This window comes from Streptomyces sp. NPDC102360 (assembly GCF_044766085.1).
GTDB lineage: Bacteria > Actinomycetota > Actinomycetes > Streptomycetales > Streptomycetaceae > Streptomyces.
Genome location: NZ_JBIWLG010000005.1, coordinates 471,081 through 483,877 on the forward strand (window position 1 = coordinate 471,081; position 12,797 = coordinate 483,877).

Genomic DNA, 12,797 nt, shown 5'->3' on the forward strand with positions numbered 1-12,797 from the left:
AGTCAGGAACCGACGGCTGTCCGGATTCCGGACCCGCCGTGCTCCTGACAATCGCTGACGGGAGTATTCGCCCGCTCAACCGCCGTGCACAAGAGCGCCTTTTGGACTTCCGCCAGATCTCCGCAATACGCCCCCGCCCCGCTGGAGGAGGTGCGGGGCGGGGGCGTTCCGGGTCAACGGGACAGCGCCGACACCCGCCGCGGCCGCGTGCGCACCCCGATCACCTGGTCCATCAGCGCGCCGAGCACATCGCGTACGGACGCCCGGGTCCGGGCGTCGCACTCGATCACCGGAACGTCGTCACCGAGCCCCAAAGCCTCGCGGATCTCGGCCAGTTCGAACCGCTCGGCGCCCTCGAACCGGTTCACGGCGAGCACGAACGGCGCCCCTTGCGCCTCGAAGTAGTCGAGCGCGGGGAAGCAGTCCTCGATCCGCCGGGTGTCGACGAGCACGACGGTCCCGAGCGCGCCCTCCACCAGGTCGTCCCAGAGGAACGAGAACCGGTCCTGCCCCGGCGTACCGAACAGATACAGCGCGAGAGTCGGATCGAGTGTGATGCGCCCGAAGTCGAGAGCGACGGTCGTGGTGGTCTTGTCCTCGACCCCCTCGAGCGAGTCGACGCCCACGGAGACCTGCGTGATGGAGGCCTCGGTGTCCAGCGGTTCGATCTCCGAGACCGCCCCGATGAACGTGGTCTTGCCGACGCCGAGCCCACCGCTGACCACGATCTTCACGGCCAGCGGGGCGATGCGTTCAGAGCGCCCTGACATGGTCCCTGATCCTTTCGAGGGTGTGGAGCGGCAGCTCCGCGGGTTGCGAACACGACAGGCGGCCGCCGACGACGAGGTCGGCCACGAGCACCTTGGCGACTCCGAGCGGAACCCCCACCGCCTCCGCGATGTGCGCGACGGTGGTGGGTTCCTGACACAGCGTCACGATGCGCTGGTGCTCGAACGCGAGCGGCGCGGCCCCCTCCGCCGCGTCGAGCGCGACCACGAGGGTCTCCATGCGCAGATCGGCCTGCGCGGGCAGGGAGCGTCCACCGGTGATGATGAAGGGGCGGACGAACTGCCCCTCGTCCGGCACGTGCGACGGTTCGCTCATCGCGGCAGCGTCTCCCGCAGGTCGGCGATGAGCGTCGGCGTGAGGAGGTCTCCCGCCCGTTCGGCGAGGACGGCCATCTCGTAGCCCACGAGCCCGAGTTCACCGCTGCTGTCGGCGAGCACACCGAGGCAGCTGCCGTCGCGGATCGCCGAGACGAGCAGGAAGCCGCGCCCCATCTCGATCATGATGAGTTTCACGCCGTCGAAGCTGTACCGCTTCGAGGCGCTGCGGGCGAGGCTCGAGAGCCCCGACACGATGGCGGCGAGCCGGTCCGCCTCGGTGCGGTCGAGCCCGTCCGACACCGCGATGAGCAGCCCGTCGGAGGAGACGGCGACGGCGTCGCGCACACCGTCGGTGGAGCGGACGAAGTTGGCGAGCAGCCAGTTGAAGGTCTGCGAGTCGCCCCGCATGTCGACGGTGGTCACTTGGTGTCGTCCTGCCCTTCGGCGCCGTCCCCGGCCTCGGTGTTCTCCTGCTTGCCCCGCGTGGCGGCGCGCTCCTTCTCTACGCTGATGGAGCCGCGCATATGGGCGCTGCGCAGACCCGACAGCATCCCGGACACGCCTTCGGGGGTGCGCTCGGCGGCGGGTCCTTCGGGCGCGGGCGACGGTGGCGGTGCCGTCTCGTGCACGGCCTTGGAGATCGCGCTGCGCTGCGGCCGTTTGACCAGTCCGTTGCGGGTGCGGGAGGCGGAGGACGCCGAACCGGCGGGTTTCGTACGGGACTTGGACTCGGCGCCCGCGGCGACCGGCGTCCGCGCTTCCTTGCGCGGGGCGGGCAGCTTGGCGGGCTGCACGGCCGGCTCCTGGGGCTTGCCGTCCTTCTCCGCAACCTGGGCGGGCTCGGCGGTCTCCCCCTTCCCGACCTTGGGCCCGGCGTCCGTGAGCAGCCCCGCGGGCACCAGCACCCGGGCCACCACACCGGCGGCGGGTGCCTCGCCGAGCCGCACCTCGATACCGCACTTGCGGGCGAGCGCGCCGACCACGAAGTGGCCGAGGAAGCGGGTGGGTTCGGCCATGAAGCTGGCGTTCCCCGAGAGTCGTACGTTGGCCTCGGCGAGGGCCCGGGTATCCATGCCGAGCCCGTGGTCGACGATGGCGACGAGATAGCCCTCGCTGGTGCGCCGCCCCTCGATCTCGACGTCGGAGTCCGGCGGCGAGAAGCTGAGCGCGTTCTCCACCAACTCGGCCAGCAGGTGCGAGAGTTCGGCGACGACCGAGCCGGAGATGTGGGCGGGCTCGACGCGCCGCAGCGTGACCCGCCGGTACTCCTCGACCTCGGACAGCGAGGCCCGCAGCACATCCGTGACGGACAGCGGCGTCGACCAGGTGCGCGGGCTCGACTCACCCGCGAGGACGAGCAGCGATTCGGCGTTGCGGCGCATGCGGGTGGCCAGGTGGTCGAGTTCGAAGAGGTTGGCGAGGGTGTCGGGGTCGGCGTCCTCGTGCTCCAGCTTGTTGATGAAGCTGATCTGACGGCGCACCAGGTTCTGGTTCCGCCGCCCGAGGCTGACCAGCGAGTCGGTGGCGTTCCTGCGCAGCACGGCCTGCTCGGTGGCGAGGTCGAAGGCGGCGCTCTGCACCCGGTCGAAGGCGTCGGCGACCTCCCGGACCTCGGCGCCCGCGCGGGCGTCCAGGGCGAGCGGCGCGGGCGGTTCGGGCGAGGCGTCACCGGCCGTCTGCACGGCGGCGACGGCCCGCGGCAGCCGCGCCCCTGCCACCTCACGCGCCTCCCGGGCCAGCCCGGTGAGCGGCGCGGACACGGAGCGTACGCAGTCGTGGGCGAGCGCGCCGAGGGCGGCGATGACGGCGAGCGCGAGGAGCACGAACAGCAGCAGGTCGCGCTGGGCCGAACTCTCCAGCTGCGCGGCCCTGTTCTCGACGTCGTCCCCGATGGAGACCTGCACGTCCCGCAGCCCGTTGATGGTCGACGTCATCGAGTCCCACCAGGCCATGGGCGGTACGTCGCGGGCACTGAGCCGGCCCGCGCCGTGCACGGCGGTCGACTCGTAGCCGAGGGCCCGCTCGGCGTCGGGCGTGGCGAGCGCCGCGTCCAGGCGGCGTTCCTGCGCGTCCGTCGCGGTGCGCGGGAACGTGTCGAGCGCGGCGAGCCGGCCGGAGCGGATCTCCATGAAGGCGCTGTAGTCGTCGCCGCGGAAGTGCCCGCCGGCCCGGACCGAGCCGAGCACGATGGCCCGCTCCTGCCCCATGAACTCCTTCGCGGAGCCCAGGGTCTGGAGTGACTGGTAGGAGTCGCGCAGGGGCCCGTCGGCCACGTCGTCGAGGGCCCGGCCGAGTCCCGCGAGTTCGGCGATGGTGTGCGTGAAGTAGTCGAAGGTGGGTTTCACCTGCCCGGAGCCGTCGTCCGCGCTCTTGCGGATCCCGGCGAGCGAGTCGAGCCGCCCGAGCGCGTCGGACGCGGCCGCGGAGGTGCCCCGCTCGTCGAGCGCGTCCTGAAGGGCGACGCGCGCGGTGTCGGTCGACTTGCGCTGGGCGGGCAGCTTCGCGCTGAACTGCCGTACCCCGCCGACGTATCCGGTGGTGAGGCCGCGCTCCTTCTGCAGCTCGTGGACGAGCCCCTGGAGGGTGACCTCCAGGCGGGCGTCGGCGGCGGTCGCCGCGGCGTTGCGGTAGCCGGAGATCTGCTCGGCCGCGAAGAAGCCGAGCAGGGCGAGGAGCACGGCCGTGGCCAGGGTGAGGATGCGCAGGAGTCGAGTGCGGATGGTTCTGGGTCGGGAGGAAGCGGTGACGGATGCCGTCACCGACGAGACGAGGTCCACTGAAATGCCTTATGGAGAGGGCGAGTTGACGGTGCGGAAACGGTGCTTCCGCGTCGGGCCAACGAGCCCTCACCGGCCCCGGTCACCTCATCAGGTGGTTGTTTTACACCACCGAAACATCCTTTCCGAAGGCGTGCAGGTGACCCCGCATCACCCGTTCGGTCCACTGCGGGCCCGTATACAGGGCCAGCGCCTCACACCCCGCAGTCACAGCACGAGCAGCAATCACAGCAGTCGCAGCAGTCGGGTCCGTCGCAGTTGCGGCAGCAGCCCTCGCGCTTCTTCCGGGACCAGGCCCCCTCGTACTCCTCGGCGCAGCACGCCTTGCAGGTGCAGCACAGCCCGATCGCGACGGCGCACCCGGCGAGCAGCCCCCGCTTCCCCGGCTTCGGCGACTTCCCGAACGGATCGCCGCCGGAGCCGCCGGGACCGCCGGGCCCACCCGGCCCGCCGGGGTCACCGGGGACACCGCCGCCGTGAGGATCGCCACCGTAGGGATTGCCGCCGCCGTACGGATGGTGGGATCCGTGCGGCCCCGAGCTCCCGGGCCCGTACGGCGTCCGCGGCGCGGAGCCGTCGCCGTGCCGCGGCGTCGACGCCGCCCCGGAGTGCGCGTGGGCGGTGGCGCAGCCCCCGGTCCCGAACGCCCGGTCCACCGAGCGCCCCAGCTCGTGCGCGAGCAGCAGATGCGCCAGCTCGCCGTCCACGAAGTCGACGTCGCGGAGCGCGAGCCGGATGCCGTGCAGGGCGTCGTCGGCGAGCCGCCGCGCCTCTTCCAGCGGGGTCTCCGTGGCGGTCAGCGGGTTCCACGCGCCGGACGCGGCGTCGGCCTCCCGGTCCTCGACGGCGTCCAGCAGATGCGCGAGCCGCCCGAACAACCGGCCCACCTCGGTGAGCGGCTCGGCGTTCCCCGGCCGCCCGGCGAGCGTCGCGGTGTGCGCGAAGGCGGCGGCGGTCGCGGTCTCGGTCGGCTCGGTCACGGCGAGCACGGGGGTGCCTGGTCCCGCGAGCGCCTCGACGCCGGCCTGCCGCTCGACGGCCTCGGCCAGGACCGCCGTATCGAACCCGACGTCAGATCCCGTGCGGGCCCCGGCCCTTGCCCAGCTCGCGGCGACCCTCCGCGCGGCGGCGGCCACGGGCCCGCGCGCGAACAGCCCGTCCCGGTCGTCGACGTGGTCGCGCACCTTCGCAGAGGCGAGGGCCAGGGAGACGGCTGCGGCGAGCCGCGCGCCCTCGCCCTGCGCGACGGACGCGCCGCGCATGCCCCTGAGCGGACAGGGCCCGGCCTGCCGCCGCCCACCACCGGCCGCGCCGGACCGCTCGCTCTGAGCCTCCGTCAGAACAGAGACGAGCAAACCGTCGTAGTTGGTGACGACACGCGCGAACTGCCCGTGGTCACCGCGCAGTGCCAGACAGAGCCCGCAGAGGTGGGCCATCCACTGGGCGCCGAGGCTCTCACCGAGCCGATGAGAGCAGGGCCGAACCATGCCGAACAAGAAGACTCCCCCGTACGCCGAGTGACGGCCCGTCAACTCGGCCGCGCGACGACGGCATCGTATCGAGCCCTTGCGCGGCACCTTCGTTCACCCGTACGCACCCGATGTCACCCATACGCCGTGAAGAATCATATTTCACTCACCATCAGCAGCCGTATCCCGTACAACCCTTGGGAACTGGGGGACAACGTCACGCAGACTGTGCACCAGTACCGTCACGAAACCCCCGCGCGGCGACTATCCCCTTGGCGTCGCATCTGCATCATGGACGAACATTGGGGATGCACGACATGCGGAGTGCGGAACGCAGAGGAACCGCTTGAGAGGAGGCGTCCATGGGATCGGTGCGCAAGGCGAGTGCCTGGCTTGGCCTCGTCGACGACAACGATGAAGAGCGTTACTACGACGACGACTACGACGAGGGGCCCGAGCCCGCCGCCGCCGGCGACGCGGCCTGGGTCACGGACCCGCGCGTGAAGGTCGCCTCCGAGGAGGCCCAGGAGAAGGGCCGCCGGATCGGCACGGTGACCCCCGACAGCTTCCGGGACGCGCGCAGGATCGGCGAGATGTTCCGGGACGGCGTTCCGGTGATCATGAACCTCACGTCGATGGAGGCGGGCGACGCCAAGCGCGTGGTGGACTTCGCGGCGGGCCTGATCTTCGGGCTCCGGGGTTCGATCGACCGGGTCGCCACGCGGGTGTTCCTGCTGAGTCCCGCGGACACGCAGATCGTCTCGGGCCGTGACGCCAAGGAACCGACGGACGGTTTCTTCAATCAGAGCTGAGCGGTTCGGGGGCCTCCCCCGGACCGCACGTCACGCGGCCGAGGACGCCGAAGACTCCGCCGGTGACGAAGCCCGCCGCGGCGCCGCCACGTCCGCGTCGTCCGCCGCGGGGGCCTCGCACTCCATCCGCCGGGGCAGCCGCAGCGCGGCGAGTGCCCCGAGGAACAGCAGCACCCCGCTGACGATCAGCGTGACGTGCAGACCGTGCACGAACGCGGCGCGCGCGGCCTCCCGCAGCGCGTCCCCCGCCGTGCGCCCGAGCCGCGCCGCGATCTGGTACGCCTCCCCCAGAGAGTGCCCGGCGGCCGTCGACGTGCCGTCCGAGACCCCCGGCACATTGCCGAGTCCGGGCGCGTACGCCGCGTTCATCACGGAGCCGAGCAGCGCGATGCCCATGCCGGCGCCCAGCTGGTACGAGGTCTCGCCGATCGCGGCCGCGCCTCCGGCATCGTCCGCGGGCGCTTCCGTGAGCATCGACTCGTAGGCCCCGAACAGCGTGCTCTGGAAGCCGAAACCGAGCAGGACGAAACCGAAGCCGAGCAGCCACGGCTTGTCCTGCTGGCCCATCGCGCAGAGCATCAGCACGGCGCAGGCGGTCAGCGCGAAGCCGGACGACACCATGGCGCGCGGGCCGAAGCGGCGCAGGAGCGCCGATCCCAGGACGCCCGCGGTCATCGCGGCGAAGGTCAGCGGCAGCATCCGCAGGCCGGTCTCGAGCGGGCTGAGGTCGAGCACCAGCTGGAGGTACTGGACCGCGATCAGTTCGAGGCCGACGAGGGCGAGCATCGCGATGACGATGCAGCCGACGGACGTGGAGAACGCGACCCGCGAGAACAGCTTCATGTCGATGAGCGGGTGCTCGCGGCGGCGCTGGCGGCGCACGAAGAGGAAGAGCAGCACGACGCCGGCGACGAATGGCAGCACGGCCTCGGCGTCGAGCAGATCGCGCTTGGTGCCCAGCTCCTTGATGCCGTAGACGACACCGAGCACGCCGAGCGCGGCGAGCAGCGCGCCGAACAGGTCCCACGGACCGTCGCTGCGCCCCTTGGACTCGGGCACGAGGACCCGGCACAGCGGCAGCATGATCAACATCAGCGGGATGTTGATCAGGAAGACGGAGCCCCACCAGAAGTGCTCGACGAGGAAGCCGCCGAGTACGGGTCCGGTGGCGGCGCCGACCGCGGCGACCGCGGTCCACACGCCGATCGCGACGGCCCGCTCGTGCCGGTCGGGGAAGACGTCACGCAGGATCGAGAGCGTCGCGGGCATGATCATCGCGCCGCCGATGCCGAGGATCGCGCGGGCCACGATGAGCACCTGCGCGGTGTCGGAGAACACGGCGAGCGCGGAGGCCGCGCCGAACAGGGCGTAGCCGAGCAGCAGAATCTTCCGGCGGCCCACTCTGTCGCCCAGCGTGCCGAACAGGATCAGCAGCGAGGCGCACACCAACGGATACGCGTCGCCGATCCACAGCAGCTCGACGGACGTGGGCTTGAGGTCCTCGGTGACCGCGGGCAGCGCGACGTAGAGGATGGTCGAGTCGAGGGCGACCAGGAGGAGGCTCGTACACAGGACGACGAGGACGACCCAGCGGTGGGGGCGGGTGCCCATGGCGGCCAGGCGTCCGAGCGCGCGCCCGGAGGCCGTGTTCGTCCCGGACATGTACGTACCTCCCAGTGGTCCTCGCGTTCGGCGGATCCCAGAACTGGGGACGTCCTCGGTCTTCGGCTCGGAAGGAGCGGCCTCCCGGCCCCGCGGCGACATGGCGAGTAAGCCGTCAGCGTACGCGAGTTCTCGCCAATGACACGTGGCGGACCTCTCATGGCATCCGCACGCGGGTGTGGCGTGCACCACTTGAGGGAAAGGGGCCTGCTGGTGGGGCTGATGGGGCGGACGCCGATAATCGGGGCCGTGACGGACGTGGACCAACGACATCGACCCTCGCCGCGGCACGCCGCGCCCGCCCTGCTCGGATACGCCGCGGTGCGGGCGCTCGGCCTGCTGGTGCTCTGGGTGTGGAGCGCGGCGACGGGCAAGAGCGCGCACACGCTGCTCACGGCCCGCTGGGACTCGCTCTGGTACACGCGGATCGCCGAGCACGGCTACGGCTGGTCGGTGACGCTGCCCGACGGCACCGTGCACTCGAACCTCGCGTTCTTCCCACTGCTTCCGTGGCTCGAACGTGCCGTCTCGGCGATCAGCCCTCTCTCGTACGCGGACGCGGGCCTCGTGGTGAGCCTGCTCGCCTCGCTCGCGGCGGCGTGGGGGATCTTCGCCGTCGGGGATCTGCTGCACGGGCGGGCCGCCGGGGTCTGGCTCGCCGTGCTGTGGGGTGCGCTGCCCGTCGGGATCGTGGCGTCGATGGCGTACAGCGAGGCGCTGTTCACGGCGCTCGCGGCGTGGGGTCTGTACGCGGTGCTGCGCCGGCACTGGGTGTACGCGGGGGCGCTCGCGGCGCTCGCGGGCCTGACCCGGCCGATCGGGGCGGCCGTCGTGGTCGCGGTGTGGGTGGCGGCGGCGCTGTGGATCGCGCGGGAGCGGCGGGCGTCGTGGCGGCTCGTGCTCGGGGTGCTGCTCGCCCCGGCGGGCGCCGCGGCGTACGTGCTGTGGGTCGGGCAGCGGACCGGTGGCGGGCTCTTCGGCTATCTCGACGTGCAGGCGCAGTGGGGCAACGGCTTCGACGGGGGCGCGGCCTTCGCCGGGTTCGTCGCCGATCAGTTCACGTCACCGCTGGGCGCGCTCGCCGGGGTGGGCCTGATCGTCGGGGTCGCGCTGGTGATCTGGCTGTATGTCGCCGGTGTGCGGCAGCACCAGCCGGTGCCGGTGCTCGTCTACACCGGCATCGTGGTCGTGCTCGCGCTGTGCGCCTCGGGGTACTTCGGCTCGAAGCCGCGGCTGCTGCTGCCGGCGTTCCCGCTGCTGCTGCCGCTCGCGGTGGCGCTCGCCCGGTGGCGTACGGCCAGGTCGGCATGGGTGGTCGGCGGTCTCGCAGTGTTGTCGGCGGTCTACGGAGCGTTCTGGTTGAACGGGTCGGGGCCGCCATGAACGGTGAGTGAACGGCCAATTCCGCACGGGTATCAGGTGAACGCATTCATAAGCGTCATATAATGAGCCCCGGAAACGATCTTTGAATTCGGGAATCTTTCCTTCCGGGTAGCCGAAATCGTGGGAATAATCGGCCATCTGAGATCAATCCCACATCACATCGTCATCACAAAGCCCCTGATTCGCGTCGGTCCACCTGTCGGCCGCTGTAGCGTCGATTGGGTGCGTACCGAACGAAACGTGACCCGCCGTGTGGAGCGGGTCTTCGCCAGGCTCGATCGCGAGCCCGAACGACCGGCTCAAGTGGACATGCCCCACATGAGCCGGCACCGGGTCGTGCTCTTCGGGCTGACCCTGTCCTTCTACCTCACGATCGTGGTGGCGGTGCTCACCACGTCGTGGCTCGTCGCGGTCGACTGGCAGGTCATGTTCTTCCGGCCGTACCAGCAGTGGCCCGACATCCACGCCTTCCTCGACTACTGGGTCGTCCTCGGCCAGCGCGGTCCGACGGCCGTGATGGTGACGGCCTGGCTGGGCTGGCGGTCCTGGCGGCAGCACACGCTGCGGCCGCTGCTGATGTTCGGCACGGCGCTGCTGCTGCTGAACGTGACGGTGGGCGCCGCCAAGTACGGCATGGGCCGCGCGGGCCCGCACTACGCCACCACCATCGGGGCGAGCGAGATGTGGCAGGGCGGCGACATATTTCCCTCGGGCCACACCGCGAACGCGGTGGTGACCTGGGGCATCCTCGCCTACCTCGCCTCCACCCCGCGGGCCAGGCGCTGGCTGTCCGCGGTCTCCGCGGTGATCTCCCTGAGCGTCGGCCTGACCACGGTCTATCTCGGTACGCACTGGCTGAGCGATGTACTGCTCGGCTGGGCCGCGGGCCTGCTGATCCTGCTCGCACTGCCCTGGTGCGAGCCGCTGGTGGCCCGCGCCGAGGCGTGGATCCTCTCGTGGCGCGACCGCCTGCTCAGCCGCCGCCCCGGCGCCCGGCTGCCACAACCGGAGTCCGATCCCGTCCCGGCCCCCGCGATGACCCCGGCCCGCGCGCGCGAGCCCGTCGGCGCCACCAGATCGAACCGTCAGCTGCTTCCGCAGGGGCCGCACACCCCACGCGGGGAGCGCACGCCGATCACCCCGGCGGGCAGCCGCCGGCCGGCCACGGAGAGAGTCACGCGCGCGACGCCGTCGACGAGAACGGTGTCCTGAGCGCGCCCACCAGACGGCGGGGCCCGGTACGCACAGCCAAGCCCCGCACCGCGAAGGCCCCCGAACCTCATTCAGGTTCGGGGGCCTTCGCACGTTCCGGGGGCTGTCGGCTCGGCGCCTCAGCCCTTCCAGCAGCGCGTCACCTTGCCCTCGGTGACCTCGAAGTTGAGCCGCCCTGCCAGGTACTCCATGGTGATGATCGCGCCCGGCGGCAGCTGCCTGACGGTGGACCAGCCACGCGCGCCCGCCCGCGACTCGGCGCTGTGCGCGTCGAGCCCGACATACGCGTCCGGATTGTCCTGTGGTTCCGCCGGCGGGGTGGGGATGGGTGCCATGCGGCCACGGTAGGCCGCGGGTCACGCTTTTGTCACAAGATCACGACAGTTGTTTTTAAGATTCCCTCACACGATCGGGCACTCTCCGGCTCTTACTCGCTTCTTACTTTCCGCATTCCCCAGGGTGCCGCGCCGGAATTCCGTGCGGCCACGCGAGCCCTTTACCCAATTCCCCGCGCATTCCGAATCCAACGGCCGCGCGGGCGAGTTGAGGCCGTCCGGGAATTGTCTGTCCATGCCAGAAACAGGGGTACGCCCTCTGTCGCCACGGGGGTGGACGCGCGCATCATGTCGTGAGTCCGCAGCAGGCCCGAGGCGCGCAGCCGAGCAGCGAGGGGGCAAGCGATGGGTACGACCGGGGTGCAGGCCGGGCCTGCGACGGCGGGGGCGCCGCGCGAGCGGCGGCCGGGGCGGATCGTCGTGGACTGGCTGACCACGACCGACCACAAGAAGATCGGCCACCTCTACCTGGTCACGTCGTTCGGCTTCTTCCTGATCGGCGGGGTCATGGCCCTGCTCATGCGGGCCGAACTCGCCCGCCCCGGACTGCAGGTGCTCTCCAACGAGGAGTACAACCAGCTGTTCACGATGCACGGCACGATCATGCTGCTGCTGTTCGCGACGCCGACCTTCGCGGGCTTCGCCAACGAGATCATGCCGCTGCAGATCGGCTCGCCCGACGTCGCGTTCCCGCGCCTCAACATGTTCTCGTACTGGCTGTTCCTCTTCGGCGGCCTGATCGTGCTCGGCTCGCTCGTGGTGCCGGGCGGGGCCGCGGACTTCGGCTGGTTCGCGTACGCGCCGCTGAACAGCCTGACCCGCTCCCCGGGCGTCGGCGCCGACATGTGGATCATGGGGCTCGCGCTCGCCGGGTTCGGCACGATCCTCGGCTCGGTGAACTTCCTGACCACGATCATCGGGATGCGGGCGCCCGGCATGACGATGTTCCGGATGCCGATCTTCACGTGGAACACGCTGTTCACGTCGATCCTGGTACTGCTCGCGTTCCCGGTGCTCGCGGCCGCGCTGCTCTGCCTGGAGGCGGACCGGCGGTTCGGCTCCGTGGTGTTCGAGGCCCAGTACGGGGGTGCGCTGCTGTGGCAGCACCTCTTCTGGTTCTTCGGGCATCCGGAGGTCTACATCATCGCGCTGCCGTTCTTCGGGATCATCAGCGAGATCCTGCCGGTCTTCAGCCGCAAGCCGATCTGGGGCTACACGATGCTGGTCGGCGCGACGATGGCGATCACGGGCCTGTCGGTGGTCGTGTGGGCGCACCACATGTTCACCACCGGCGGGGTGCTGCTGCCGTTCTTCTCCTTCATGACGTTCCTGATCGCCGTGCCGACCGGCGTGAAGTTCTTCAACTGGATCGGAACGATGCTGAAGGGCTCACTGTCCTTCGAGACGCCGATGCTCTGGTCGATCGGCTTCCTGGTCACGTTCCTCTTCGGCGGACTGACCGGCGTGATCCTGGCCTCGCCACCGATGGACTTCCACGTCTCGGACTCGTACTTCGTCGTCGCGCACTTCCACTACGTGGTGTTCGGCACGGTCGTCTTCGCGACCTTCGCCGGCTTCTACTTCTGGTGGCCGAAGCTGACGGGGAAGCTGCTCGACGAGCGGCTCGGCAAGATCCACTTCTGGACGCTGTTCATCGGCTTCCACACGACGTTCCTGGTCCAGCACTGGCTGGGCGCGGAGGGCATGCCGCGCCGGTACGCGGACTACCTGGCGGCGGACGGCTTCACGGCGCTCAACACCCTCTCGTCGATCGGCGCGTTCCTGCTCGGCCTCTCCACGCTGCCGTTCCTCTACAACGTCTGGCGGACGGCGAAGTACGGCGTGAAGGTCGAGGTCGACGACCCGTGGGGGTACGGCCGTTCGCTGGAGTGGGCGACGGCCTGCCCGCCGCCGCGCCACAACTTCGTCACGCTGCCGAGGATCCGCTCGGAGTCCCCGGCGTTCGACCTGCACCACCCGGAGTTCGCGGCCTTCGAGGACCGGCCGCTGGAGTCCGGTCACAAGGACTGAACTAGGCCCT

Annotated in this window: 11 protein-coding genes; 4 read left to right on the plus strand and 7 right to left on the minus strand. The window is 70.7% G+C overall.

What is annotated here, in order from left to right; genetic code table 11:
* Positions 1-173 precede the first annotated feature (173 nt).
* The 5 genes from ACIRHA_RS23030 to ACIRHA_RS23050 form a co-directional block, all read right to left on the minus strand.
* The gene (locus ACIRHA_RS23030) at positions 174-770 is read right to left on the minus strand and encodes a GTP-binding protein (RefSeq protein ID WP_403848732.1); all 597 of its coding nucleotides are present in this window, start codon (positions 768-770) and stop codon (positions 174-176) included.
* Positions 754-1,104, minus strand: a complete 351-nt coding sequence (locus tag ACIRHA_RS23035) for a DUF742 domain-containing protein (RefSeq protein WP_403848735.1) — start codon at positions 1,102-1,104, stop codon at positions 754-756. Before ACIRHA_RS23035 ends, ACIRHA_RS23030 begins: the two co-directional genes overlap by 17 nt.
* Positions 1,101-1,529: a roadblock/LC7 domain-containing protein gene (locus ACIRHA_RS23040; protein WP_403848739.1), complete on the minus strand. Its 429-nt coding sequence runs from the start codon at positions 1,527-1,529 to the stop codon at positions 1,101-1,103. The genes ACIRHA_RS23035 and ACIRHA_RS23040 overlap by 4 nt, the downstream gene beginning before the upstream one ends.
* Positions 1,526-3,883, minus strand: coding sequence for a nitrate- and nitrite sensing domain-containing protein (locus ACIRHA_RS23045; RefSeq protein ID WP_403848742.1), 2,358 nt, complete (start codon positions 3,881-3,883; stop codon positions 1,526-1,528). Before ACIRHA_RS23045 ends, ACIRHA_RS23040 begins: the two co-directional genes overlap by 4 nt.
* Positions 3,884-4,077: 194 nt before the next feature.
* The gene (locus ACIRHA_RS23050; protein WP_403848745.1) at positions 4,078-5,379 is read right to left on the minus strand and encodes a DUF5685 family protein; all 1,302 of its coding nucleotides are present in this window, start codon (positions 5,377-5,379) and stop codon (positions 4,078-4,080) included.
* A 335-nt stretch (positions 5,380-5,714) separates the two neighbouring features.
* Between ACIRHA_RS23050 and ACIRHA_RS23055 the strand changes: the two genes are divergently transcribed.
* On the plus strand, positions 5,715-6,164 hold the full coding sequence (locus ACIRHA_RS23055) for a cell division protein SepF (protein ID WP_403848748.1): 450 nt from the start codon (positions 5,715-5,717) through the stop codon (positions 6,162-6,164).
* A gap of 30 nt (positions 6,165-6,194) precedes the next feature.
* On the opposite strand, the gene ACIRHA_RS23060 is transcribed toward ACIRHA_RS23055, so the two are convergent.
* On the minus strand, positions 6,195-7,826 hold the full coding sequence (locus ACIRHA_RS23060; protein WP_403848750.1) for an MFS transporter: 1,632 nt from the start codon (positions 7,824-7,826) through the stop codon (positions 6,195-6,197).
* Positions 7,827-8,075: 249 nt separating this feature from the next.
* Here ACIRHA_RS23060 and ACIRHA_RS23065 point away from each other — a divergent pair, with 249 nt between their 5' ends.
* Positions 8,076-9,209 carry a hypothetical protein gene (locus ACIRHA_RS23065; RefSeq protein WP_403848753.1) on the plus strand — a complete coding sequence of 378 codons (1,134 nt, stop codon included), beginning with the start codon at positions 8,076-8,078 and terminating at the stop codon, positions 9,207-9,209.
* 222 nt (positions 9,210-9,431) lie between these two features.
* On the plus strand, positions 9,432-10,421 hold the full coding sequence (locus ACIRHA_RS23070; RefSeq protein ID WP_403848755.1) for a phosphatase PAP2 family protein: 990 nt from the start codon (positions 9,432-9,434) through the stop codon (positions 10,419-10,421).
* A gap of 119 nt (positions 10,422-10,540) precedes the next feature.
* Here the strand turns inward: ACIRHA_RS23070 and ACIRHA_RS23075 are convergent, their stop codons facing one another.
* Complete coding sequence (locus ACIRHA_RS23075) at positions 10,541-10,756, minus strand: I78 family peptidase inhibitor (protein WP_403848758.1); 216 nt, start codon at positions 10,754-10,756, stop codon at positions 10,541-10,543.
* Positions 10,757-11,101: 345 nt separating this feature from the next.
* On the opposite strand from ACIRHA_RS23075, the gene ctaD reads away from it, so the two are divergent.
* Complete coding sequence (ctaD, locus tag ACIRHA_RS23080) at positions 11,102-12,787, plus strand: cytochrome c oxidase subunit I (RefSeq protein WP_403848760.1); 1,686 nt, start codon at positions 11,102-11,104, stop codon at positions 12,785-12,787.
* Positions 12,788-12,797 lie beyond the last annotated feature (10 nt).